The 22,329-nt window shown below is 39.1% G+C and carries 23 protein-coding genes and 1 other RNA gene; 9 read left to right on the top strand and 15 right to left on the bottom strand.

From position 1 onward, the window contains the following. On the top strand, positions 1 to 915 hold the full coding sequence (locus QRD02_RS04470; RefSeq protein WP_290253974.1) for a Ppx/GppA phosphatase family protein: 915 nt from the start codon (positions 1 to 3) through the stop codon (positions 913 to 915). 46 nt (positions 916 to 961) lie between these two features. Here QRD02_RS04470 and QRD02_RS04465 read toward each other — a convergent pair whose 3' ends face one another. The 5 genes from QRD02_RS04465 to QRD02_RS04445 form a co-directional block, all read right to left on the bottom strand. Next, positions 962 to 2,062 carry a LysM peptidoglycan-binding domain-containing protein gene (locus QRD02_RS04465; RefSeq protein ID WP_290253712.1) on the bottom strand — a complete coding sequence of 367 codons (1,101 nt, stop codon included), beginning with the start codon at positions 2,060 to 2,062 and terminating at the stop codon, positions 962 to 964. 177 nt (positions 2,063 to 2,239) lie between these two features. Beyond that, positions 2,240 to 2,821: a hypothetical protein gene (locus QRD02_RS04460; RefSeq protein ID WP_290253711.1), complete on the bottom strand. Its 582-nt coding sequence runs from the start codon at positions 2,819 to 2,821 to the stop codon at positions 2,240 to 2,242. A gap of 15 nt (positions 2,822 to 2,836) precedes the next feature. Beyond that, positions 2,837 to 4,138 (bottom strand): chloride channel protein, encoded by a 1,302-nt coding sequence (locus QRD02_RS04455; protein ID WP_290253710.1) that lies wholly within the window; start codon positions 4,136 to 4,138, stop codon positions 2,837 to 2,839. 21 nt (positions 4,139 to 4,159) lie between these two features. Then, positions 4,160 to 4,741, bottom strand: coding sequence for a MiaE family protein (locus QRD02_RS04450; RefSeq protein WP_290253709.1), 582 nt, complete (start codon positions 4,739 to 4,741; stop codon positions 4,160 to 4,162). A gap of 96 nt (positions 4,742 to 4,837) precedes the next feature. Further along, the gene (locus QRD02_RS04445; RefSeq protein ID WP_290253708.1) at positions 4,838 to 6,658 is read right to left on the bottom strand and encodes a DNA polymerase III subunit gamma/tau; all 1,821 of its coding nucleotides are present in this window, start codon (positions 6,656 to 6,658) and stop codon (positions 4,838 to 4,840) included. Positions 6,659 to 6,863: 205 nt separating this feature from the next. Between QRD02_RS04445 and rnpB the strand changes: the two genes are divergently transcribed. Next, positions 6,864 to 7,187, top strand: an RNA gene (rnpB, locus tag QRD02_RS04440) — RNase P RNA component class A. On the opposite strand, the gene QRD02_RS04435 is transcribed toward rnpB, so the two are convergent. Genes QRD02_RS04435 through QRD02_RS04420 form a run of 4 tightly spaced genes read right to left on the bottom strand, consistent with a single transcriptional unit; the run spans position 7,188 to position 9,557 of the window. Further along, positions 7,188 to 7,553, bottom strand: coding sequence for a hypothetical protein (locus QRD02_RS04435; protein WP_290253707.1), 366 nt, complete (start codon positions 7,551 to 7,553; stop codon positions 7,188 to 7,190). Positions 7,554 to 7,562: 9 nt separating this feature from the next. Further along, on the bottom strand, positions 7,563 to 8,096 hold the full coding sequence (locus QRD02_RS04430) for an RsmD family RNA methyltransferase (RefSeq protein ID WP_290253706.1): 534 nt from the start codon (positions 8,094 to 8,096) through the stop codon (positions 7,563 to 7,565). Then, positions 8,096 to 8,917 (bottom strand): DUF3822 family protein, encoded by an 822-nt coding sequence (locus tag QRD02_RS04425; RefSeq protein WP_290253705.1) that lies wholly within the window; start codon positions 8,915 to 8,917, stop codon positions 8,096 to 8,098. The genes QRD02_RS04430 and QRD02_RS04425 overlap by 1 nt, the downstream gene beginning before the upstream one ends. After that, positions 8,895 to 9,557 (bottom strand): hypothetical protein, encoded by a 663-nt coding sequence (locus QRD02_RS04420; RefSeq protein ID WP_290253704.1) that lies wholly within the window; start codon positions 9,555 to 9,557, stop codon positions 8,895 to 8,897. Before QRD02_RS04420 ends, QRD02_RS04425 begins: the two co-directional genes overlap by 23 nt. Positions 9,558 to 9,683: 126 nt before the next feature. Here QRD02_RS04420 and QRD02_RS04415 point away from each other — a divergent pair, with 126 nt between their 5' ends. From QRD02_RS04415 to QRD02_RS04390, 5 genes are all read left to right on the top strand, one after another. Beyond that, complete coding sequence (locus tag QRD02_RS04415; protein WP_290253703.1) at positions 9,684 to 11,105, top strand: ATP-dependent DNA helicase; 1,422 nt, start codon at positions 9,684 to 9,686, stop codon at positions 11,103 to 11,105. 55 nt (positions 11,106 to 11,160) lie between these two features. After that, a complete protein-coding gene (locus QRD02_RS04410) occupies positions 11,161 to 11,739 on the top strand; it encodes a DUF4126 domain-containing protein (protein WP_290253702.1) in 579 nt (192 codons plus the stop codon). A 52-nt stretch (positions 11,740 to 11,791) separates the two neighbouring features. Beyond that, complete coding sequence (gene kdsB, locus QRD02_RS14480) at positions 11,792 to 13,606, top strand: 3-deoxy-manno-octulosonate cytidylyltransferase (RefSeq protein ID WP_435373021.1); 1,815 nt, start codon at positions 11,792 to 11,794, stop codon at positions 13,604 to 13,606. A gap of 16 nt (positions 13,607 to 13,622) precedes the next feature. After that, a complete protein-coding gene (locus QRD02_RS04395) occupies positions 13,623 to 14,159 on the top strand; it encodes a 1-acyl-sn-glycerol-3-phosphate acyltransferase (RefSeq protein ID WP_290253701.1) in 537 nt (178 codons plus the stop codon). 157 nt (positions 14,160 to 14,316) lie between these two features. Continuing rightward, on the top strand, positions 14,317 to 15,345 hold the full coding sequence (locus QRD02_RS04390; protein ID WP_290253700.1) for a hypothetical protein: 1,029 nt from the start codon (positions 14,317 to 14,319) through the stop codon (positions 15,343 to 15,345). 67 nt (positions 15,346 to 15,412) lie between these two features. Here the strand turns inward: QRD02_RS04390 and QRD02_RS04385 are convergent, their stop codons facing one another. The 4 genes from QRD02_RS04385 to gcvT all read right to left on the bottom strand — a co-directional run bounded on the left by QRD02_RS04385 (position 15,413) and on the right by gcvT (position 18,463). After that, entirely contained in the window at positions 15,413 to 16,126 is a 714-nt protein-coding gene (locus QRD02_RS04385; RefSeq protein WP_290253699.1) for a YebC/PmpR family DNA-binding transcriptional regulator, read from the bottom strand. A gap of 121 nt (positions 16,127 to 16,247) precedes the next feature. After that, entirely contained in the window at positions 16,248 to 16,529 is a 282-nt protein-coding gene (locus QRD02_RS04380) for a 4a-hydroxytetrahydrobiopterin dehydratase (RefSeq protein ID WP_290253698.1), read from the bottom strand. A gap of 9 nt (positions 16,530 to 16,538) precedes the next feature. Further along, entirely contained in the window at positions 16,539 to 17,381 is an 843-nt protein-coding gene (locus tag QRD02_RS04375; RefSeq protein ID WP_290253697.1) for a sugar nucleotide-binding protein, read from the bottom strand. Beyond that, positions 17,381 to 18,463, bottom strand: coding sequence for a glycine cleavage system aminomethyltransferase GcvT (gene gcvT, locus QRD02_RS04370; RefSeq protein WP_290253696.1), 1,083 nt, complete (start codon positions 18,461 to 18,463; stop codon positions 17,381 to 17,383). The genes QRD02_RS04375 and gcvT overlap by 1 nt, the downstream gene beginning before the upstream one ends. Positions 18,464 to 18,615: 152 nt before the next feature. On the opposite strand from gcvT, the gene QRD02_RS04365 reads away from it, so the two are divergent. Together QRD02_RS04365 and QRD02_RS04360 are read left to right on the top strand one after the other, a co-directional pair. Beyond that, a complete protein-coding gene (locus QRD02_RS04365; protein WP_290253695.1) occupies positions 18,616 to 19,977 on the top strand; it encodes an NAD-dependent succinate-semialdehyde dehydrogenase in 1,362 nt (453 codons plus the stop codon). A 70-nt stretch (positions 19,978 to 20,047) separates the two neighbouring features. Beyond that, the gene (locus QRD02_RS04360) at positions 20,048 to 20,686 is read left to right on the top strand and encodes a hypothetical protein (RefSeq protein WP_290253694.1); all 639 of its coding nucleotides are present in this window, start codon (positions 20,048 to 20,050) and stop codon (positions 20,684 to 20,686) included. A 49-nt stretch (positions 20,687 to 20,735) separates the two neighbouring features. Here QRD02_RS04360 and QRD02_RS04355 read toward each other — a convergent pair whose 3' ends face one another. Together QRD02_RS04355 and QRD02_RS04350 are read right to left on the bottom strand one after the other, a co-directional pair. Continuing rightward, positions 20,736 to 21,998, bottom strand: coding sequence for a mechanosensitive ion channel family protein (locus tag QRD02_RS04355; RefSeq protein ID WP_290253693.1), 1,263 nt, complete (start codon positions 21,996 to 21,998; stop codon positions 20,736 to 20,738). Further along, a complete protein-coding gene (locus QRD02_RS04350) occupies positions 21,999 to 22,277 on the bottom strand; it encodes a DUF3817 domain-containing protein (RefSeq protein ID WP_290253692.1) in 279 nt (92 codons plus the stop codon). Positions 22,278 to 22,329: the final 52 nt, after the last annotated feature.

Raw genomic sequence — 22,329 nt, 5'->3', positions numbered from 1 at the left:
TTGTTGAAAATAGAAAAATATGGAGCCGTGGATATTGGCAGTAATGCCATTCGTTTGCTGGTAGTTACGGTTATAGAAGAGCAAGGCAAGGAAACCCTATTCAAAAAAACATCATTGGTTCGTGTTCCCATTAGGTTGGGCGCCGAAGTTTTTCTAGCTGGAAAAATTTCGGACAACAGCGCCAATAGAATGTTGGATGCAATGATGGCTTTTAAACTGTTGATGAAAACCCATAATATTAAACGCTTTCGCGCCTGTGCCACCTCTGCCATCCGGGAAGCCACAAATGGTCGTCAACTTGCAGAAACCGTCCTTGCTAAAACTGGCATCCCTATAAATATTATTGACGGTAATGACGAAGCCGCAATAATTGCCTCAACAGACCTTAAAAACTTGATACAGGATGATAAAGTGTTTTTGTATGTTGATGTTGGCGGCGGTAGCACGGAACTCACCGTTTTTGCCACTGGAAAATATGTTACCTCTAAGAGCTTTAAGGTAGGAACAGTCCGGTTGCTCGAAGGGCTTGTGGATGAAAATATTTGGGAGGCAATGGAAACTTGGATAAAAAATGAAACTAAGGAATTCAAAAAAATATCCATGATTGGCAGTGGTGGAAACATAAACACCATCTTTAAAAAGAGTGGAAAGAAAATAGGCAAGCCTCTCAGCTATTTTTATCTTTCCAATTATTATGAATTGATCCAATCGCTCACTTTTGAACAGCGCATTACTGAATTGGATATGAATCCGGATCGTGCCGATGTTGTGGTTCCGGCTACTCGCATTTATCTTTCTGCCATGAAATGGAGTGGGGCCAAAAATGTTTTTGTTCCGAAAATAGGCCTTAGTGACGGCATTATCCGCAGTCTTTACAATGAAAAAAAGGCCGCGGAAATGGAGGTGAATTCTTAATTTTTAAATGGCTGGAATTCAAAAATTGAAATTTTCATCCAAAGCATCATCGTAAAAACCGATTCGATTTGAAACTTCCTTTTAATGCTGAAATCTTATCAGAATCCAAATAACGCTTAGTTACCTCGGCCCTATTTTTTGCGTGCGTCATAGGGGAGGAACCATAAGTTTCACGTGTTTTTAAGTATTGATCAATTACATTCATTTCCTCAGCATCCCCGCCATTTAGGAGCTGATTGAACGTAAGGCCCGAACTTTTGATAGCGGTAGCCACACACGGCAATAAGTAACCAGGCCGGTTAACGTGGTTATCCAAAAAAAGCGCCGCAGCATATTCAGAAGAAAACAGATCATGCAGTGCATTTCCTTCCAACTTATCCGTTTTGTTGAAATAAAAAAGATTGAATCTATTTATGGCGTGCAAAATTTGGACAGCACATATCCGGGAATCCATCCCCGCGGAAGCAAAACGATATGCGGCCATATTGCTTCGGAAAAATTGTTTGTCTGCGGCAGTTTTCACCTTTTTGGAATTGTGGATCAAATAACCATAGGTGGAAGTAGTATCCTCAGAAACATCCACTCCAAACTTCCCACAGAACTGCTCAAAAGCATCTGGATATTTTTCCTTTACCAATTTTATCAGCGCTGGCAATTCCCCTGGGTCTGAGCCGGCACCCAAAGTCCATTGGAACATTCCAAAACTCATAAAGGAGTTGTCCCAAGTATTCACCGCATCCAAATTTCCCTCATTTTCGGATGTGGCCCATAAGGCATTCAATTCTGATTGACTGATTTTTAAGTCAGTTAATACATTGGGGTTTTGCTGAATATAGTTTTCGGTTATTTGACTGCCCGGCCTAGAAATTCCAAGTTTGAACTTTTTGCCCAAATAGTTTTTTGTTGTATCGCTTTGGTATTGGTAATAAACTCGTGGATCCTCATCAATAATAACAACATCCGCTTTTTCTGTGCTGGCTTCGGGCTTACTTTCTATTGGCAACTGCAATAATTGGCCAACCTTAATATTATTGGGGTTTACAATATCATTTAAAGCGGCAATTTCTCGCCATTTTGCCGTTGAGCCCAATTCCTTAAAGGCAATAGATCCTAAGGAGTCACCACTTTTTATTGTGTATGTTTTCATAATAAATTATAGATATAAATCAAAGACTGAAAAACAATCAATTCGTGTGGGGATTTCTATCAAATATACACAATATCAATAGTTTATGAATACAATACGTGGAATTTTGGAAAGAAGTCTTTATGTTATAAAGAAATGAAACGCTATCGTAAATTATTCAAGTTGATAAAAAGAGCATTATTCCAAGGTAAAATCCATCAGTTTCACATCGCCATAAAACAATTCTCCGGAGGTTTGGTTCTTCGGCATTGCAAAATAAATGTTGAAGGTTTCCGATTTCATTTCCCGCGTATTGAAATAGATGGGTTTTTCGTGGGGCTTCCGCTCTGTACCATAGTTAATACAGGTTTCAATATCTTTATAGCCTTCCATTTGATAATCTTTGAAAGTATCCAGAACTTCAGGGCGGTATTGGTAACCGTAATAGGGTGTTTTTTCGTCCGGTTTCGCATTAACCAATTGGATGAAATCGCCATCAAACGGGCGAAGTCTTACTTTTAAATCCCGCAAAACAACATAAAGATAATTGGGATTAAATGTTTCCTTTTCATTGTTAATTGAAGTTGCCTTCAGCTTAAACTGTATTTTCTTGCTGTCTGCGGGAATTCTGATATAATATCCTTTGAAATGCATTTGAAAAAGCCGGGACCGTTGGTCCACTTTTTTCACTTCAATTTTGAAGGTATCATCAACTTGAGTAGATTGTGAATAGCTGAAAAAAGTAAAGAAAAAAATTATAATGTAAAATATAGTTCTCATACACTTAGCTTTTTTCTACTTGATATATTTATTTTTAATGGCCTTTTTTTCCTTTTCCTCCATCTGTGCTCCTATAAAGGGAATGCGCGGTGCAAGAAAGTAGCCTGTTAAACTGGCAAAAAGAATTGGAATAAAATAGGTGAAACCTGTGAGCGTTGCCAAAAGAATGGTCGTGCTCATTGGGGTGCGCGTAACACAGGCATTGATGGCCGCCATACAACTTACAATGGTTAGCGAAAGACTAATGGCGGGAAAAATAGTATGCAATAATAAACCCAATGCTGTCCCACAGAAAAACAGAGGGATTATAAAGCCTCCGCGCCAGCCAGAGGTTACGGTAATGGCGATGGCGATAATTTTGAAAACAAGCACCGCCAACAAAAATTCCATAGTGAAGTTGTCCGTAAGTAAATGTTCTATTTCGAAATGGCTAAAATATCGTGTGAGTGGAATATAAAAAGCTATTGTGCCGAGCAAAACACCGCCAATCAACGTTTTAATGTATATTGGCGCCTTGAGTTTTCCGAACATTTTTTTGAAAAATTTGGTACAGAAAATAAAGCACCAACCCACAAAAGTTGCAATAATCCCAAACAATACCGCCCATCCAAAATCGAAAACCGTAGCCATTTCATAAGCGGGAAGGTGCCAGGTTGGCCCAAGGCCCAAATGTACAATGATCGCGAATACCACATAACTGAAGCCACTTGCCACTAAAGCGGGTATTATGGCTTGATAATATTCAACAGCGTGTTTATGATGAAGTATTTCCAATGAAAAGAGGCTTCCTCCCAACGGTGCACCAAAAAGAGCCGTAAACCCCGAAGCCATTCCCGCAATACTTAGTGAGCGCAATTCTTCGCCCTTTAAACGAAATATTTTTCCAATCCAACTTCCGGTGGATCCCGTTACTTGAACCAATGGTGCTTCGGGGCCCAAACTTCCGCCGGAAGCTACACAGAGCAATGAGGAAAGTACCATGGAAGGATTATTTTTTGGATCAAGTTTCCCTTTGTTGAAGCGAATGTTGTTTACTATTAACTGCATTTCTCCCGGATCACCAATGAAGAAAATTATTAACCCTGCCAGAAGCCCACAAACAGCCATAACTGGAATAACAAGCCAACCCTGATATACTGCCAAGAAATCCGTAAGAAACATAAGGACTACCCAATAACTCCCAGAAATTACACCCCCAATTAAACCCAGAAGCGCCCAGAGAAAAAACATTCGGCTAAATACAAAAGGGTTGAACCGGATAGGCCGATCTAAAATATCTATATACTTAACTAATTTTCTTCGTCTTTTCAGTTTCATTTGAAAGAACTGTAGTTTTTTTTATCCGTGAATGGAGTGATGTTTTCCCAAATCCTTCATTACTTCGGCTTCAAATATTAATAGATCATTCCACTTTTGGTCCACTTCCTTTCGGTTCCCGTATTGCCGGGCGAAACCTAAAAACATAGTATAATGATTAGCCTCGCTCACCATCAATTTTCGGTAAAATTCTGCCAGCTCTTTATCTTCAAGCTGTTCACTCAAAAGACGGAAACGTTCACAACTTCGGGCTTCAATTAAAGCCGCATAAAGCAATCTGTGTACAAGTTGTGTGGTACGGCTTCCACCTTTTGGAAAAAATTGCACAATTTGCAGCACATATTCATCCTTTCGGTCGCGGCCCAATACCCAGCCATTTTCCAAAATTTTATCGTGCACCATTTTAAAATGGCTGATTTCCTCCTTTACCAGAGCAATCATTTCCTGCACCAATTCAGTATATTCAGGAAAACCAACAATTAGCGACACCGCGGTGGATGCTGCCTTTTGCTCGCACCAAGCATGATCGGTAAGGATGTCCTCAATATTTTTTTCAACTATATTTACCCAGCGTGGGTCTGTGGGAAGTTTTAAACCTAACATTATTAAAATTTACGATTTACGATTGCCAATTGTTGATGATTGATTTTTTTTGGTACTTATGGGAATTTGCCGTTTACAATTTGGAATTTACAGCGACTATATATCCAAATCAAATTCCCTTCGTAATTTTTCTATCAGCGGATTTTTCTCCTTCATTTTTTCGAATTTCTCCCGCGTTGTGTAAGCGTACCGTTTTTCGGAGGTTTCATTTACCGTTATATCCAGGTCAATTTCGTAATTCTGAAGTTTTTCCCGCAGGAAACCGAGCAGTTCAAATTTTGCACGCTCCACTTCCGTTTTTATGGTTTGATTCGGAAATTCCAGATGGATAATTGCGCCCTCTAACTTTGGAATGCCCATCGTTAAGTGCGAAAGAAGGTTGTATTTTCCATCGCTTTCAACGTTTGCGGTATATTCCGTCCATGCGGCCTGCATTTCCTCTTCGGAGAAATCATTCACGGGAAGATTTTCCGCATCGGGTTGGTTGGCGAATAATTCCTGCTTTATCTCCTGTTTTTTTTGAATGCTTTTTAATGAAAGCGCAGAAACTTTTTTAGCATTGCGCTCGGCGAGAATTTGTGGTCGCTCGATTACTTTTTGTGGTTCACCGCTGTCTGGCTTTTCGTAGATTTTTTCTTCGGAAGTGATGTTTTCCGAAGCATAATTTTCATCGGAAACTTTTTCGTGGGAATCAGCGTCCTTTAAATTTTCAACAGCATCATTTGAAACTTCAACCTTTTTATACGCTTTTGGAACAATACTTCCGGCAGAAGTTATTTTATCTGAAGCCAGCTTTTCATTCTTAAAATGGGAGGGAGGTATTACGAAACGCTCGCCGCTAGTGAATTTTTTTTTTTCGCCCTGAAAAGTCAGGGAAGCAAGTTGAAGCAAACAAAGCTCCACCAAAAGCCGTTGGTTTTGACTGTTTTTGTATTTAAGGTCGCAAGTATTTGCAATGTCAATTCCTTCAATCAAAAATTGGGTTGTAGTTTTTTGTGACTGTTCAAAATACATTGTCTTCACCTGTTCGCCAACTTCCAAAAGCGTAATCGTTTCCTGATTTTTGCAAACCAAAAGGTCGCGGAAATGGGAGGCAAGACCCATAATAAAATGATGTCCGTCAAAGCCTTTGGAAAGAATATCGTTATAAGTAATTAAAACCTGCGGAATGTTGTTTTCCAAAAGCAAATCTGTTATCTGAAAATACCAAGTATAATCGAGTACGTTGAGGTTTTCGGTTACGGCATCGCGCGTAAGATTTTTGCCGGCGAAACTAACCACGCGGTCAAAAATAGAAAGTGCATCGCGCAAGGCGCCATCTGCTTTTTGAGCAATAATGTGTAGTGCGTCGTCTTCGGCATCAATGTTTTCAGCCTTTGCAACGTCGGCTAAATGTTCCTTTATATCACGAACGCCTATTCTTCGGAAATCGAAAATCTGGCATCGCGATAGAATGGTTGGGATTATCTTATGTTTTTCAGTGGTAGCTAATATGAAGATTGCGTGCTTCGGGGGTTCTTCCAAAGTTTTCAAAAATGCATTGAAAGCCGAGGCGGAAAGCATATGCACCTCGTCAATAATATAAACCTTATATTTTCCAACCTGCGGCGGAATCCGCACTTGGTCAATCAAATTCCTGATATCGTCCACCGAGTTGTTTGAAGCGGCATCCAATTCAAAAATATTGAACGCGAAATCCTCGCCTTCCTTTTCGGTTCCATCAGAATTTATTTTCTTGGCAAGAATTCTTGCACAGGTGGTTTTCCCAACCCCACGCGGCCCCGTAAAAAGAAGCGCCTGCGCCAAGTGGTTATTTTCTATAGCGTTTTCCAAAGTATTGGTAATGGCCTGCTGCCCAACGACATCTTTAAAAACGGCGGGGCGATACTTGCGGGCTGATACAATGAAGTGTTCCATATTTTTTCAGTAGTCAGTAGTCAGTATTTAGTGGCAATGGGCAGTGAAAATTTAAAAAAAATTGCGACCGATCTTATTTTTGGCTGTCTTATTTTAACACCTCAAAGAGTAATATTGACTTGCTAGCAAATATAAAGATGTGCGGCGGCTTTTAAAAAAATAGCTGTTTGTATTTTACCATATTTATTAACATTAGTATTTTTGCACCGCAGGTCGCCTTATCGCCTCGAGCTTGTTTCGAGGAGGAAAGTCCGGACACCATAGGGAAGCATAGCGGCTAACGGCCGTCGGTCCCGAATTCGTTTCGGGATTAGGACAAGTGCAACAGAAAGGATGTACAGGTAATGCTGTAGTGAAATCATGTAAACTCTATGCGGTGAAATGCCACGTAAACCTGCGCTCGAGGGTTCCCGCCCGAGCAGGAGGGTAGGCAGATGGAGCGTTTCGGCAACGGAACGCCTAGATAAATGATAGGGCCCCGATGTTAAAAATCGGTGGACAGAATCCGGCTTATAGACCTGCTTTTTTTTTATATAAATTCTTCGAGCCAGGCCACTGCGTCATCATATTTTCTGAAAACTGCAAAAGGCTTTTTGTAAAATTCCTTTTCGAATTGCGCATTCCTGTACGAAGCATCAGTATAACAGACCGCTGCAATCGCCACTAAATTTGAATGGACCGATCGGTACAATTTTGGACTGAGTTCTATGGAATAATCATTGATTCTATTTGAAATATAGCCGAAATTTTTATTCGGAAAATGGGTGTCATATAGCTCAAAAAGTTCGGCTAAATCATCTGCCTTGAAGGTTGCGCCTTCATCAACAACTATTGAAATTATATTGTCAAAAACGGTTACGGTACCAAAAGTGGTATCTAATGCCAGACTCTCCATAGCTACTTTTTAATTAAAAAAACTAAAAACATTTCCTCCATATTTTCGGGCCTCGGTGAAATGTTCATTTTTGGAAAGGTCATTCATTTTTGAATGTTCAATTATTAATATTCCATCTTCGCCCAAAAGCTTTTTTTCAAAAATATTTTTTAATATAATTGAAAATTGTGAAATATCAAAATCATAGGGTGGGTCGGCAAAGATCACGTCGAATTTACCGGCTGCTTTTTCGAGATATTTAAAAACATCTGTTTTTATGGTGTGAATTGGAAAGTCGAATTCTTCCGACACCTTATTTATATATTGAATACAGCCAAGGTGGACATCAACCGAGGTGATGTTTGGAACCCCACGCGATGCAAATTCAAAACTGATGTTGCCGGTGCCACTGAAAAGATCCAGCACGGCGATTTCCTCAAATGCATAGCGAACCCTTAAAATGTTGAAAAGAGCTTCCTTTGCGAAATCAGTAGTAGGGCGCACGGGTAGGTTTTTTGGTGCGGTTAATCGTCTTCCTTTGTATGTACCGGAAATTATGCGCATTAAAGTGCGTTTTTTAAAATGAATTGGTTGTGTGGCAGATACTTATCACTGCTCAAATTTATGGATGAATTTATGTTCAAAAATTCCAAATTTCGAATATAGGTATAGGCCAATTTATAATTTGCGTCATCCTTTTCAATTTCCCCACAAAGTATTACAGTGCAGTTGTCGGGATTCAGATTCAATTGCTCCATACAGAAAAGGGTATAATAAATAAAATCTTCGGGTGTTTTGAAGGAATAGCTATTGCACAGTTGCAATTCCCCGTTATTGAGAACTATACAATCAAAATTATTCTTTTGAAAATGAAGGTACATTTTCGGGAGCGAATACTTTTCAATGGCAAATATCGTCTTCAAAAATACAGTGGTTGAATGGAAGTAGTTAAAGGCGCCATATTTCTCAAAGAAGAAATTGTTGATGTTCATAAAAGGAACGTATACTACCACGATTTCTTGGTTTTCCAAAACATCGTTCGCCATATAATCATTGGCGAGTATTTTGGAATTAAATTTTAAATATTCGCTGGCCTTTGTTTCATCGAAAAGAGGGGAGGGCACAAGACTGTAAACTGGCGTGGAATAAATAACGGAAACTTCGGAAAAACTTGAATTTAAAATTTCGTTTTTAAAGATTATTGATTCAATGTCCATCAACAATTCCTCGGGTGTGGTGCTGTGGTCCAGAATTTTATCCACGAATAAAACAGGCGACTTTAGATCGGGGTGTGATACCAAAAAAGAAAGCCCGTTCAAAGAAACTTGAACGGACAGTCTGTTTTTTGAGCTATTTTGTATGTTAGTTTCCTCTTGCTGTGTCATAAATTTTTGGCCAGTTTCCAGAAGTGTTTACTTCTTCCAGTGAGCCCACTTTAATATCAGGACCATTTACCCCATCAACAGACTGCACCTGCATTTCTTGCATTAAAAGATCTTTGTCAAGATCACCCAATACCGTTTTTTTGGAAACTTTTGCTTCAAACACGGAATAGGTGGCGTCATTCTTTACAATTTTTCCAGCTTTTAGGTCAAATTTGGCATTCACGCCTTCCACTGGCACATTCATCATTGTTTTATATCTGCCTGAATTTCCAAAAAGCGAATCTTTTACTGGTGTAAAGCCTAGTGTATCAATTAATGATTCTTCGATAAAGTAACCCTCACTGATTCCGAAAGCCTTATTTTTGGCTACATCGGCAAAACTTGTATCCCTTCTTTGGGTAATTGCGAATTTTGCAGTCTCAATAAAATTAATCAAACTGTCCCAGTCTCCTGTAAAACTTCCTGTTATCTCTTTGTGCGCAAGTTCAGCAGCTTGAATATCCTTTAGATTTTGGATTACTTTAACGTAACGGGCTTCTTTAACTTTATTGAATTCTACGGGCCCCATAATGGAGCTCCATAATTTCCAGCCCAAAAAGATGATGACAATCCAAAGAACAATCTGAATTACTAATTTCATTATTGATTTTTATTTAAGGTGATTTACTAATAGGTCTCTCGCAAATCTACAATTTTTTTTTGTTCGTAAAAGTATATTCCGAAAAAATCATACCTATCTTTAATCCCTCATTGATAGCAGCGAAGGATGAATGAATCAGAATTTTACGGTTTTTTGAAAACCGATTTTCCACATAACACAACCCTAAAACAGGATATTGCACTTCAATTGTTGGCGAAATTTGTGCTGAGCCCAAACAAAAATGAAACTTTTTTGCTGAAAGGATATGCCGGAACCGGAAAGACAACAATCGTAGGGTCTTTAGTAAAAAACCTGGCACGGGCCAAAAAACGCGCCGTTCTTTTGGCGCCAACCGGAAGAGCTGCGAAGGTTATCAGCAATTATTCAAACACACAAGCCTTCACCATTCATAAAAAAATATACTTTCCGAAAGCTGAAAAAGGTTCTGTATCATTTACTCTTCAGGATAATAAACACCGTAACACGCTTTTTATCGTTGATGAAGCCTCGATGATTCCCGATGTTAACACGGAGGCGAAACTCTTCGGAAATGGCTCATTATTGGATGATTTGATGCAATTCGTTTACAGCGGAAATAATTGCAAACTATTGTTGATAGGTGATTCCGCACAATTACCCCCAGTGCATTTGGCCATTAGTCCCGCTTTGGATGCAAAAGTACTGCAGAACCAATATAATAAAGAGGTTATATCGCTTGAATTAAATGAAGTGGTAAGGCAGCAAAAAGATAGCGGCATTTTGGAGAATGCAACCCGAATTCGTGAACGTCTTGACGATGAGCTTTATGAAGCTTTCAAATTCTCCGGAATCCATTTTCCCGATATAATTAGACCCGTGGATGGGCAAGAAATTATGGATGCTATAAATGATAGTTATGCTGCCTTGGGAAATGAAGATACTGTTATAATTGTACGTTCAAACAAACGGGCTAATCTTTACAACCAAAGCATTCGTGAACGGATATTGTTTCAGGAAGCAGAACTTTCCGCCGGCGATTATTTGATGGTTGTAAAAAACAACTATTTCTGGGTAGACAATGCAAGCGAAGCCGGCTTTATAGCCAATGGTGATATTATTGAAGTTTTGGAGATTTTTGCTTTTAAGAATCTCTACGGTTTCCGCTTCGCCGAAGTAAAAATACGAATGGTGGATTACCCAAATATGAAGCCCCTGGAAACGGTTTTGCTTTTAGACACAATAACGTCAGAAAGCCCATCGCTTACATATGATGAAGCCAACAAGCTTTATCAGGAAGTAATGAAGGATTACGCCTCAGAAAAATCGAAATACAAAAAGTTTTTGGCGGTAAAAAACAATAAATTTTTTAACGCATTACAGGTCAAGTTCAGTTATGCAATAACCTGCCATAAAAGCCAAGGTGGACAGTGGAATACCGTATTCGTGGAGCAACCCTATCTTCCCAATGGGATTGATAAAGAATATCTTAGATGGCTTTACACAGCGGTTACACGTGCGCAGAAAAAACTGTACTTAATAGGATTTAAGGACGATTTTTTCGTAGATTAGTTTCTAAAGGCTGATAATTTTATTCTCGGCTACTACTAAATTCTCTTGTATAAATATGGAAATTCTAGAGATAACCACGAGCATTTTTCTGGGTATTGGGCTCGCTGCAGCTGTTGGTTTTCGTGTGTTTCTGCCATTGCTGATTCTAAGTTTGGCAGGTTTTTCGGAAGTTATCCCTCTTAATGAAGATTGGGAATGGATGGGCAGCCTTGCCGCGGTAATCACAATTGGCGTTGCTACTCTAATAGAGTTGTTCGGTTATTATATTCCTTGGGTAGATAATCTGTTGGATGCCATAGCTTTACCCGTTGCAACTTTAGCAGGAACTTTTGTGATGGTGGCAACAATGGCGGATTTAAATCCATTGGTAACGTGGGCCTTGGCCATTATTGCAGGAGGCGGTACTGCGGCCGCAATAAAAGGCACCACGGCCGTCGCGCGGATAACCTCTAGTACAACTACTGGCGGGCTTGCAAATCCGGTTATAGCCACCATTGAAACAGGCACTTCCATCGCCATGGCGGTCGCCTCCATACTGGTTCCTGTTATAGCATTTTTGTTCGTTCCTTTTCTATTCTTCATAATTTTTCGGATTTATAAAAAGCATCGGAAAAAAAGTTCGCCAAGAATTTAATCTTCTTATTTTTGAATTCATTTTTAAAAACTCTGTATTGAAAATAATAGCAATGATTCCCGCGCGTTACGGCGCATCCCGATTTCCAGGAAAATTAATGCAGGATCTAGGCGGGAAGCCAGTGATAGTTAGAACGTATGAAGCTGCCAAGGCCACGAATCTATTCGATGAAGTATATGTGGTGACAGATAGCGAGGTAATTTTTAAAGAAATTGAATTGAGCGGAGGCAAAGCCATTATGAGCCAAACGGAGCACGATTGCGGCAGCGACCGTATTGCAGAGGCAGTTGAAAATATGGACATTGATATTGTGGTGAATGTGCAGGGCGATGAACCTTTCACCAATCGTGAAGGTTTAGAAAAGGTTCTTGCTGTCTTTAAAGAACCCGATGCACATAAAATTGATCTTGCCTCGTTAATGACCGAAATTCACGACTGGAAGGAAATAAGCGATCCCAATTGCGTAAAGGTAATTGTGGATAAAGATAATTTTGCCCTCTACTTTTCCCGTTCACCCATTCCATATCCGCGCGATAAAAATGTGGCAATGCAGTACTATAAGCACAAAGGTATCTATGCCTTCCGGAAGCAGGCCCTTATGGATTTTTATCGTTTGCCAATGCGAACGCTGGAAGCCGTTGAAAAAATAGAATGTATACGCTACTTGGAATATGGAAAAAATATAAAAATGGCAATTTCAAATACCACAGGGGTAGAAATAGATACTCCAGAGGATCTCGAAAAAGCCAATGAACTTCTTCGTGAGTCAAGTGTGCCTACGGTAAACAATAAATTCAGAAACTTTCCCATGGTGCCCAAAGTGGTTTTTGGGGAGGGCTGTTTTGATCAACTTTCAACCATATTATCATCCCAAACCAAAGAAAAAGCTCCGTTTATTTTTTTAGTTGATGATGTTTTTGAAGGCAACATAGCTTTCTTAAATAGAATAAATCTTCGCTTCAATGATAAACTGATATATATTTCTGCCGATGAAGAGCCAAAAACTTCACAAGTTGACACTTTGGTGAAAGACATTAAAACTGAATTTACTAACACACCTTCCGGAATTATCGGTATCGGTGGGGGCAGCGTGATGGATTTGGCAAAGGCAGTATCGATTATGTTGGTCAATCAGGGAAGTGCCGAGCAGTATCAAGGCTGGGACCTTGTTAAAAATAAAGCCGTTTATCACGTAGGTATTCCCACAATTTCCGGAACTGGAGCCGAAGTTTCCCGCACTACAGTTTTAACGGGGCCGGTGCGCAAATTGGGGATCAACAGTGACTTTACTCCATTTGATCAAGTAATCTTAGATCCAGACTTGACAAAAGGTGTTTCAAAAAATCAATGGTTTTTTACCGGGATGGATTGTTTTATCCACTGTGTTGAATCCTTAAATGGAACATTTCTGAATGCATTTAGCCAGAGTTATGGCGAAAAGGCATACGATTTATGTATGGAAATTTTTCTTGGCGACACACTTTCAGATGATGAAATGCGCGCAAAATTAATGATGGCTTCATGGCACGGCGGAATGAGTATTGCCTATTCCCAAGTTGGGGTGGCACATGCCATGAGCTATGGCCTCGGCTACGTTTTAGGAACGAAGCATGGGGTTGGCAATTGTATTGTATTTCAGTTTCTGGAAGAATTCTATAACAAGGATGTAGCACTTTTTAAAAAGATGGTTGCAAAGCACGAAGTGGAAATTCCCCAAGAAGTCTGCAAAAACCTTTCGGAAGAAAAAATGGAAACCATGATTACTGTGGCTCTGGGGATGGTGCCTCTTTGGGAAAATGCTTTAGGAAGCAATTGGAAGGACAGAATTAACCGAGATAAATTAAGAGAACTGTATTCAAAAATGTAGATTCTTAATTTTTTCAATGGGAATTATCAAATTCATATTCTACAATTTGATGGGCTGGAAAATAGAAGGTTCTTTCAATCCAGCTATTAAAAAAGCCGTGGTTATTGTTGTCCCGCACACTAGTTGGCATGATTTCTACATTGGCGCATTCGCCCGAAAAATATTACGGACAGAGATTAATTATATAGCTAAGAAGGAACTGTTCCTATGGCCCTTTGGTTGGTATTTTAAATGGATGGGAGGTGCGCCTTTGGACAGAACTCCAGGGCAAAACAAGGTGGAAGCAATCGCGCAGCTTTTTGATGAAAAGAAGGAATTCCGTTTGGCATTATCTCCTGAAGGAACACGAAAAAAAGTGGAATCCTGGAAAACGGGATATTATTACATTGCGTTATTGGCAAATGTTCCAATCATTTGTGTAGGATTTGATTACGCTACCAAAAAAGTGATTGTAAACAAACCATTCTATCCTTCGGGTGATTATCATAAAGATTCGCTCGTAATACGCTCCTATTACAAAACCATAATTGGCAAAAACAGAAAATTTTCCTAGCCAAAAACGTGTTAATAGAACTACGGGTATTCATTATAATTAACTGATTATCAGTGACTGTTGTTAAATATTAGTTAAGCATTACTTCCTCTTATCTTATTTTTGGTTTGTTATGTTTAAATATGCACTGTAAAAAACAATTAAACACTTAAATGCTATGAAAAATATTAAATATCTATTACCAATTTTTGCATTATCAGTATCCCTGATTTCTTGTGATGCTGATGATGAGGATGGAGCTGGAGATCCGCCACCAAACCCCATCTTGGCCAATGTTTATGCCACAAGCAATACAAATAATGCAGTTGGAGTATTTGATTTTACACCCAACGGGATTGCCTTTCGTTCCTTTGCAACCAGTTCCGATGATAATGAAGGCATTTACTATGACGACGATGCAGATGAACTTATTATAAACTCACGGAGCCAACGATCAATAAACACATATTCAAATGTTGAAAATACCGAAAGTGGAAATCCATTAAATTTTTTGCTTTCAAGTAATCCGGTTTTAGAAAGTCCCCGCGATATTGCAGTAAATAATGATGTTTACGTTGTTGCAGATAATGCAGATACGGATGGAAATCCAAATACTGATGATGGCAGATTGTTTGTATTCACCCGGGATGCGTCCGGATATACACTAAGAAATACCGTGTTTGTGAATTACGCCCTTTGGGGAATCGAGTTTATTGGTAATGATTTATACACAGTGGTTGACAAAACTTCTGATGTTGCAGTATTGAAAAATTTCGTCGCGACCTATACTACCGATATAACCGCCTCGCCCGATAAACAAATTACTATTGAGGGCATAACCCGCACCCACGGTATTGCCGAAGATGGGGGAGTAGTGATCTTGACTGATATTGGCGATGCATCCAATGAAAATGATGGAGCAATTCATTTTATAAGCGGATTTGTATCAAAATTTGAAGCTACGCCCAACGGTGAAACATTGCCGGTAGCCGGAAATCAAGTTAGAGTTTCGGGTAATTTCACGCAACTTGGAAATCCTGTTGCTGTAGATTATGAAAGCATCAGTCAAACCATTTTCGTTGCCGAGCGCGCAAATGAAGGAGGTAAGGTTCTCTTCTTCAGCGAAATTGGTCCCGGTGGAAATTTACAACCCTCATTCTCATTTCCTTTTGCTGGCGCATCGTCCTTAACTTTTGTTGACAGATAAAAGAAATAATTCCATTAAAAAAGCCACCCTATTTTTGGTGGCTTTTTTTATGCTCTAATAAATCTTTTTATGATTCTTCCATCGTGTGGTACACATTTTGCACGTCATCATCCTCCTCAATTTTTTCGAGAAGTTTTTCAACATCTCCCACTTGATCTTCCGATAATTTTTTCGTTACCTGAGGAATACGCTCAAAACCGGAAGATAAAATTTCAATTTTATTTTCTTCCAAATAAGTTTGTATCGCGCCGAAACTTTCAAAAGGAGCGTAGATCATTATACCATCTTCATCCTCAAAAATTTCATCAACGCCGTGATCAATCAGTTCAAGTTCAAGTTCCTCAATATCCAATCCTTCGGGATTTATTCTGAAATTACAAGTGTGGTCAAACATAAATGAAACAGAACCGGAAGTGCCGAGACTGCCATCACATTTGTTGAAATAACTACGAATATTGGCAACGGTCCGAGTGTTATTATCAGTAGCGGTTTCAATCAAAATTGCTATTCCGTGCGGCGCGTAGCCTTCAAAAAGCACTTCCTTAAAATCGCCCAAACTTTTATCACTTGCCCGTTTTATGGCGCGCTCCACATTTTCCTTGGGCATATTCACGGCCTTGGCGTTTTGGATAACCGCCCGCAATCTGGAATTGGCGTCGGGATCCGGACCGCCTTCCTTCACGGCCATTACAATATCTTTCCCGATTCGCGTAAAAGCTTTGGACATTGCGGACCAACGCTTCATTTTTCTTGCTTTTCTGAATTCAAAAGCTCTTCCCATAAATTATTTTCTATTGTTATTTTTTATCGTAAAGAAAGGGCAAATATAAAAAATTCCAAAAACCGAGCACCAAATTTCAAAAAAGTGAATGTTTATAATAGGCTCTTATAATTCGGAAATTTTACCCAATCAATTCATCAATAATTTTCGCCAATTCAAAATCCTTTTCGGTAACACCGTTGGCATCGTGGGTGGAAAGATATATTTCCAATGAATTGTAGACATTACTCCATTCCGGGTGATGTTGCAGTTTTTCGGCTTCAAAAGCTATTCTGGTCATCGCCGAGAACGCCTCTTTAAAATCCTCAAATTCAAAAATGGTGTGCAGAGCGCCATCAACATAATCCCAACCTTCAAATTCTTTTAAGTTGGTAGTAATTTCTTTTTCCGATAAGGCTTTCATATTTTTCTTTTATTTAATTGATATAATTTCTTCGTTTAAACTGCATTCCTCAATTACTTGCTGCACAGTTATTTGGTGCGGATTTGGCAATTTGTTTATTTTTGGAAGAATGGCATTATAACGGTCCTCATTGCTATTGAAGACATTTTTAAAGATAGGCATTTTATCGCCCATTTTTGAGGCTATTTCTTTGAAAAGTTCGTCGTGATGAATCATATCATTGCTGGCCAAATGGAAAATTCCACGCAATGCTTTATTGATAATGTAGTGAACCTGCTGGCAAACTTTATTTATGGTCGTGGCACTTATTACTAAATTGGGGAAAACTTCGAAAGTGGCGTGATGTCTCATGCATTGGCGCAAATGGACAATTTCGGGGGAATTTATTCCCAAAACCAGCGGTAATCTTAAAATCGAGGTTTGCGAAGGAATGTTGCCGAGCAATAAATTTTCAGCGGCAATTTTATATTTTCCCAATTTTGTTTCCGAAACAGGAACGTCATTTTCAAAAGACGGATGCCTATGCTTTGCATCAAAAACCGCTGCCGAAGAAACGTACAATACGGAACATTTTGGATTAATCAATACATAATTCACGAGCTGTTGGTGCGCCTCCAATTGACATTTGAAATCCCCATTAAGTACGGAAATAATAGTTGTTGGCCTTATTTTATTCAACAATAGGAAAAGCGAATCCTCTTCCACGCAATAATTATGAAAAACCTGATTTTCCGAAAAAGCGCCGTGCTGGTGGCAATAGGTTGCCTGAACTTCAAAGTATGAATGAAATTCCCTGTAAAGCGCATTGCCAATAAAACCGCTGCCGCCAAGTATGAGAATGCGGTTGGCCATTAATTTTTATAGAACGGGGTTTTAATGATTGTTGCGCTAACGGGCTTATTTCTTATTTGAACAAAAATTTCCGTTCCGGTGGTACTGTGCTCTACGGAAACATAGCCAAGTCCAATGCCTTTGTTTAACGAGGGGGCCATGGTGCCGCTGGTAACGATTCCAATATTTTTACCATCCTTGTCCACAATTTCATAGTCGTGGCGCGGAATGCCGCGTTCATTCAGTTCGAATCCGATTAATTTTCTTGTAATGCCTTCTTCTTTTTGTTTTTTCAGATTTTCGGAATTGACAAAATCTTTTGTGAATTTCGTAATCCAACCCAACCCAGCTTCCAATGGTGAAGTAGTATCATTTATATCATTTCCGTAAAGGCAGAACCCCATTTCCAGTCGAAGCGTGTCGCGTGCGGCAAGTCCGATTGGTTTTATCCCATATTCCTTTCCGGCTTCCATCACTTTGTTCCAAACCTGTTCCACTTCATTGTTTTTGCAATAGATCTCAAATCCGCCGCTTCCGGTATATCCTGTGGCGCTGATTATTACGTGCTGAATTCCCGCAAAATCAGCAACTTTAAAATGATAGAATTTTATGGCACTTAAATCTTCCGAAGTTAATGATTGCATAGCTTCAATAGCTTTCGGACCTTGTATTGCCAATAGCGAATAATCTTCGGAAAGATTGCGCATGTCCGCGCCGAAAGTGTTGTATTTTGAAATCCAATCCCAGTCTTTATCAATATTTGAAGCGTTCACCACCAACAAATATTTTTCATCTGCAATTTTATAAACGATCAAATCATCAACAATTCCGCCGGTTTCATTCGGCAAACAGTTATACTGCGCTTGTCCGTCCTCAATTTTTGACACATCGTTGCTACATACTTTTTGAATTAAATCCAGCGCATTTGGTCCAGTAATTAAAAACTCGCCCATATGCGAAACGTCAAAAACGCCCACGCCATTACGGACGGTTTCGTGTTCGGCGTTGACGCCCTCGTAGGAAACGGGCATATTGTATCCTGCAAACGGCACCATTTTGGCACCCAATTGTTCGTGAATGTGGGAAAGAGCTGTATTTTTCATCTTAATTTTTGTTCTGATTTTTGGCAAATGTATCACAATACTTATAAAGTTAACGAGGGTTTTTGAGGTTTATTTTCAATCGAAAACTCGTTAAAATCATCATAATCGGTTGTAACCTTCCTTTTGTTTTCAATACTTTTAAAAGAAAAACCATGGCCACTACACTTTCAATCAATCCTTATAACGGAAAGGAATTGAAATCATATAAAAACCACACAAAAAAGGAAGTTTCCGAAATAATCGACAAAGCCGACAAACGATTTTATAGTTGGCGCGAAACTTCTTTTTCGGAAAGAAAAAAATTGATGCTCGCCGCCGCTTCAGAGTTGAAAAAAAACAAAAAGGAATATGCCGAGACCATTGTTTTGGAAATGGGAAAACCCATTTCGCAAGCTATTGCCGAAATTGAAAAATGCGCCTGGGGCTGTGAATATTATGCCGAGAATGCCGAAAAGCATCTTCAAAATGAAGTGATAAAAACCGATGCGGACAAAAGTTACGTGAGTTATGAGCCGTTGGGAGTGGTGTTAGCAATTATGCCGTGGAATTATCCATATTGGCAAGTGTTCCGGTTTGCTGCGCCCGCACTTATGGCAGGAAATGTAGCTATTTTGAAACATGCTTCAAATGTTTTCGGAAGCGCTATGAATATTGAAAAAATATTCAAACGTGCGGGATTTCCGGAAAATTGTTTTACAACATTACTGGTCGGAAGTGATGTTATTGAGGATATAATTGAGAATGAAAAGGTGAAAGCCGTAACGCTAACGGGCAGTGGCCCAGCCGGTTCTTCCGTGGCTTCCATTGCTGGGAAAAATATAAAAAAAACGGTTTTGGAATTGGGCGGAAGCAACGCGCTTGTGGTTTTGAAGGATTGCGATATTGGAAAGACCATTGAAACCTGCGTTATGGCGCGCTTTCAGAATACGGGACAAAGTTGTATTGCCGGAAAGCGATTGATAATTGACGAATCAATTTCGGAAGAATTCGTTGAAAAAATGCTCGTAAAAATCCGCGAACTGAAATGTGGTGACCCCATGGATGAAGAAACTTTTGTGGGAACTTTGGCGCGCGAAGATTTAGCGAAGGATTTGGAAAAACAGGTAAATGCTTCCATTAAAGCTGGTGCAAAATTGGCAATAGGCGGCAAGCGGCAAAATGCATATTTTGAGCCAACGGTGCTAACCAGCGTAACTGAAAAAATGGCTGTTTTCAATGAAGAAACCTTTGGACCAGTACTTTCAGTCACTACTTTTAAAACCATTGAAGAGGCGATTGAACTATCAAACTATTCAAAATTTGGGTTGGGAGCTTCCATTTTCACAAAAAATATTGCCGAAGCCGAAAAGCTCGCATTTCAGTTTGACGAAGGTGCCGTTTTTATAAACGAACTGGTAAAAAGTGACCCACGACTTCCTTTCGGCGGAATAAAGCAAAGTGGCTACGGACGGGAGTTGAGCGAACATGGAATTCGGGAATTCGTAAATCGAAAAACTATTTTTATTAATAAATAATAATAATTCTCATAGTTTTTTTTATCAAAAGGATGTATAAAAGTTATATTGCAGATTAAAATCTGTATATATGAAAAATATTATCTGTATGCTTACCTTATTTTTAACTCTCACTACCTATGCACAAAAGGAGAGGGGCACGATTCTAAAAAATTCGGGTGAATTGATTACTATTTACGACGGTTCAAATTCCGATAAGAAAAAATCCATCGGGGGGATGGCCGCGGGAAGTTATGGTCCAATAGCATTTAATGAGAAATTGTTATATTATTTTGATTTCGATGGAAACATTCAGGATATAAAAAACACCGAATACTCCGAGGCAAAACTTGGAAATGGAGAGGTTGTTTTTATGCCTCTTCCGCACAGCAAAGACGGTAGCGGCCTTCGCGTGCATCGAATTATTGCGAAAAGCGATAAATATATTCTTGGAGATTATATTGGGCAAGGGGTTCATTTCTTCTATATTTTTGACAGTGAAAAAAATCTTGTTGAGCGTAGGATTGCCCATTCCGCAGCTAAAAGCGTTTCAGAAAAAGCCATTAGAAAAGTGAAGGAATATTTCGGGGACTGTGCAGATTTAATAAATGAATTGGAAGTAAATCTAGCAAATCCGAGTAAAAGAGGAATGATGAAAACGTATTCAATCCTATACCATATTGAAGAAGGTGAAATGGTAAATTATATAAATAATGTTGAGTGCAATTAATGAAGAATCGAAAATTTAAAGGTGTTACGGATTGGTAAGGCCCAGAAAATTATGCCAATGCCTGCAAATCCTTGCCCGTGGGAAGTTCAAAAATTTCAAGGTCAAAATAGGGGATGGCCGCCAAAAGATGGTCAAAAATATCAGCCTGAATATGTTCATAATTTACCCACCGTTTGTCTTTGCTGAAACAGAAAATTTCAATTGGAATTCCTTTATCGGTGGGTGCTAAATGGCGGACCATTAAAAACAAATCCTTATTGATGGCAGAATTTTCATTCAGCAGGGCATCAGCATAATATCGAAAAACCCCGAGATTGGTTTGGTTCCGGCCGTTTATCAATAACTCTTTGTCAATTTCATTTTTCTCATTGTATCTGTCAACATCTTTTTGGCGATGTTCCAAATAAGGCTTAATCAGTTGTATTTTCTTCAGTCGTTCCACGTCATCCACAGAAAGAAATCTAATGGAGGATTGTTTTATAAAAATAGACCGTTTTATTCTTCTTCCATCACTTTCCTGCATGCCTCGCCAATTTTGGAAGGAATCGGCAATTAAACTATAGGTAGGTATGGTTGTATAGGTATTGTCCCAGTTTTGAACGCGAACAGTGGCAAGATTGATTTCGGTAACGTATCCATCTGCGCCATATTTACTGAAGGTGATCCAGTCGCCAATCCGAACAATGTCATTAACTGAAACTTGAATGCTTGCAACAAAGCCAAGAATTGTATCCTTAAAAATTAAAAGGATTACCGCAGAAGCCGCACCAAGTGTGGTTAGACTTACAAGCGAAAACCCAGTAAGCAATTGAATAATCCAGAAAATGCCGACCCCCCAGGCAAAAATCATCATTACCTGCACATAACTTTCCATCGGCTTGTCCCGATATCTATCATTTTCAACAAGATAATTTCGGGTAGTGCGCAGAATACTTCTGAAAATATATACACAGAGTATCACCAAATAAACTTGCGCAACAACCATCATCATTCCGGTCATCAAAGGAGATTCAATAAAAATGATTGGAAGGAGATACCAAATTATCCCGAGCAATATGCCGTGCGCAATGTATTTTGGAAAGTTACTTTTAACTAGATAATCATCAAAAGTGGTTTTCGTTTTATTGCTGAATGCCCTAAAAGCTTCAATAATAAATTTTCTAAAAATAACCTCTAGAATAAGTACTCCCGTAAAAACGATAATACAATTTAGAAGTACGTTCAAAAAAATGGCCCAATCTATGGCCATGCCTTCGTTAACGAGGTAATTTTGAAGTATACAACTAAAATCCTGAATCGTTTCCCGGTTCATTTATAAATATTTACGTTCCACATAAAAAGGGCCGAAGGGAATTATAGAACACATGATAATCACAAAAAGATCTGTTATTGACCATTGCATTTTTCGGTACATATACAGCGCCCCCATAACATATAGCACAAATAGAACTCCATGTGCCATTCCTACAATTTGGACCATTTGTGGCATGTGCCAAATATATTTTAATGGCATTGCAATTCCTAAAAGCACCAAAAATGAAATAGCTTCCAAAGTGCTAATTATTCGAAAAGTTTTTACTGAAAATTCCACTGACTTAAATTTTTGGCAAAGATACATGTTGCAGTTCGTTCCGCTATACTTT

The organism is Aequorivita aurantiaca, from assembly GCF_030410135.1.
In the GTDB taxonomy this organism is placed as follows: domain Bacteria; phylum Bacteroidota; class Bacteroidia; order Flavobacteriales; family Flavobacteriaceae; genus Aequorivita; species Aequorivita aurantiaca.
Note: the sequence above shows the minus strand (reverse complement) of the source record. Positions and strands in the feature narration are given on the sequence as shown.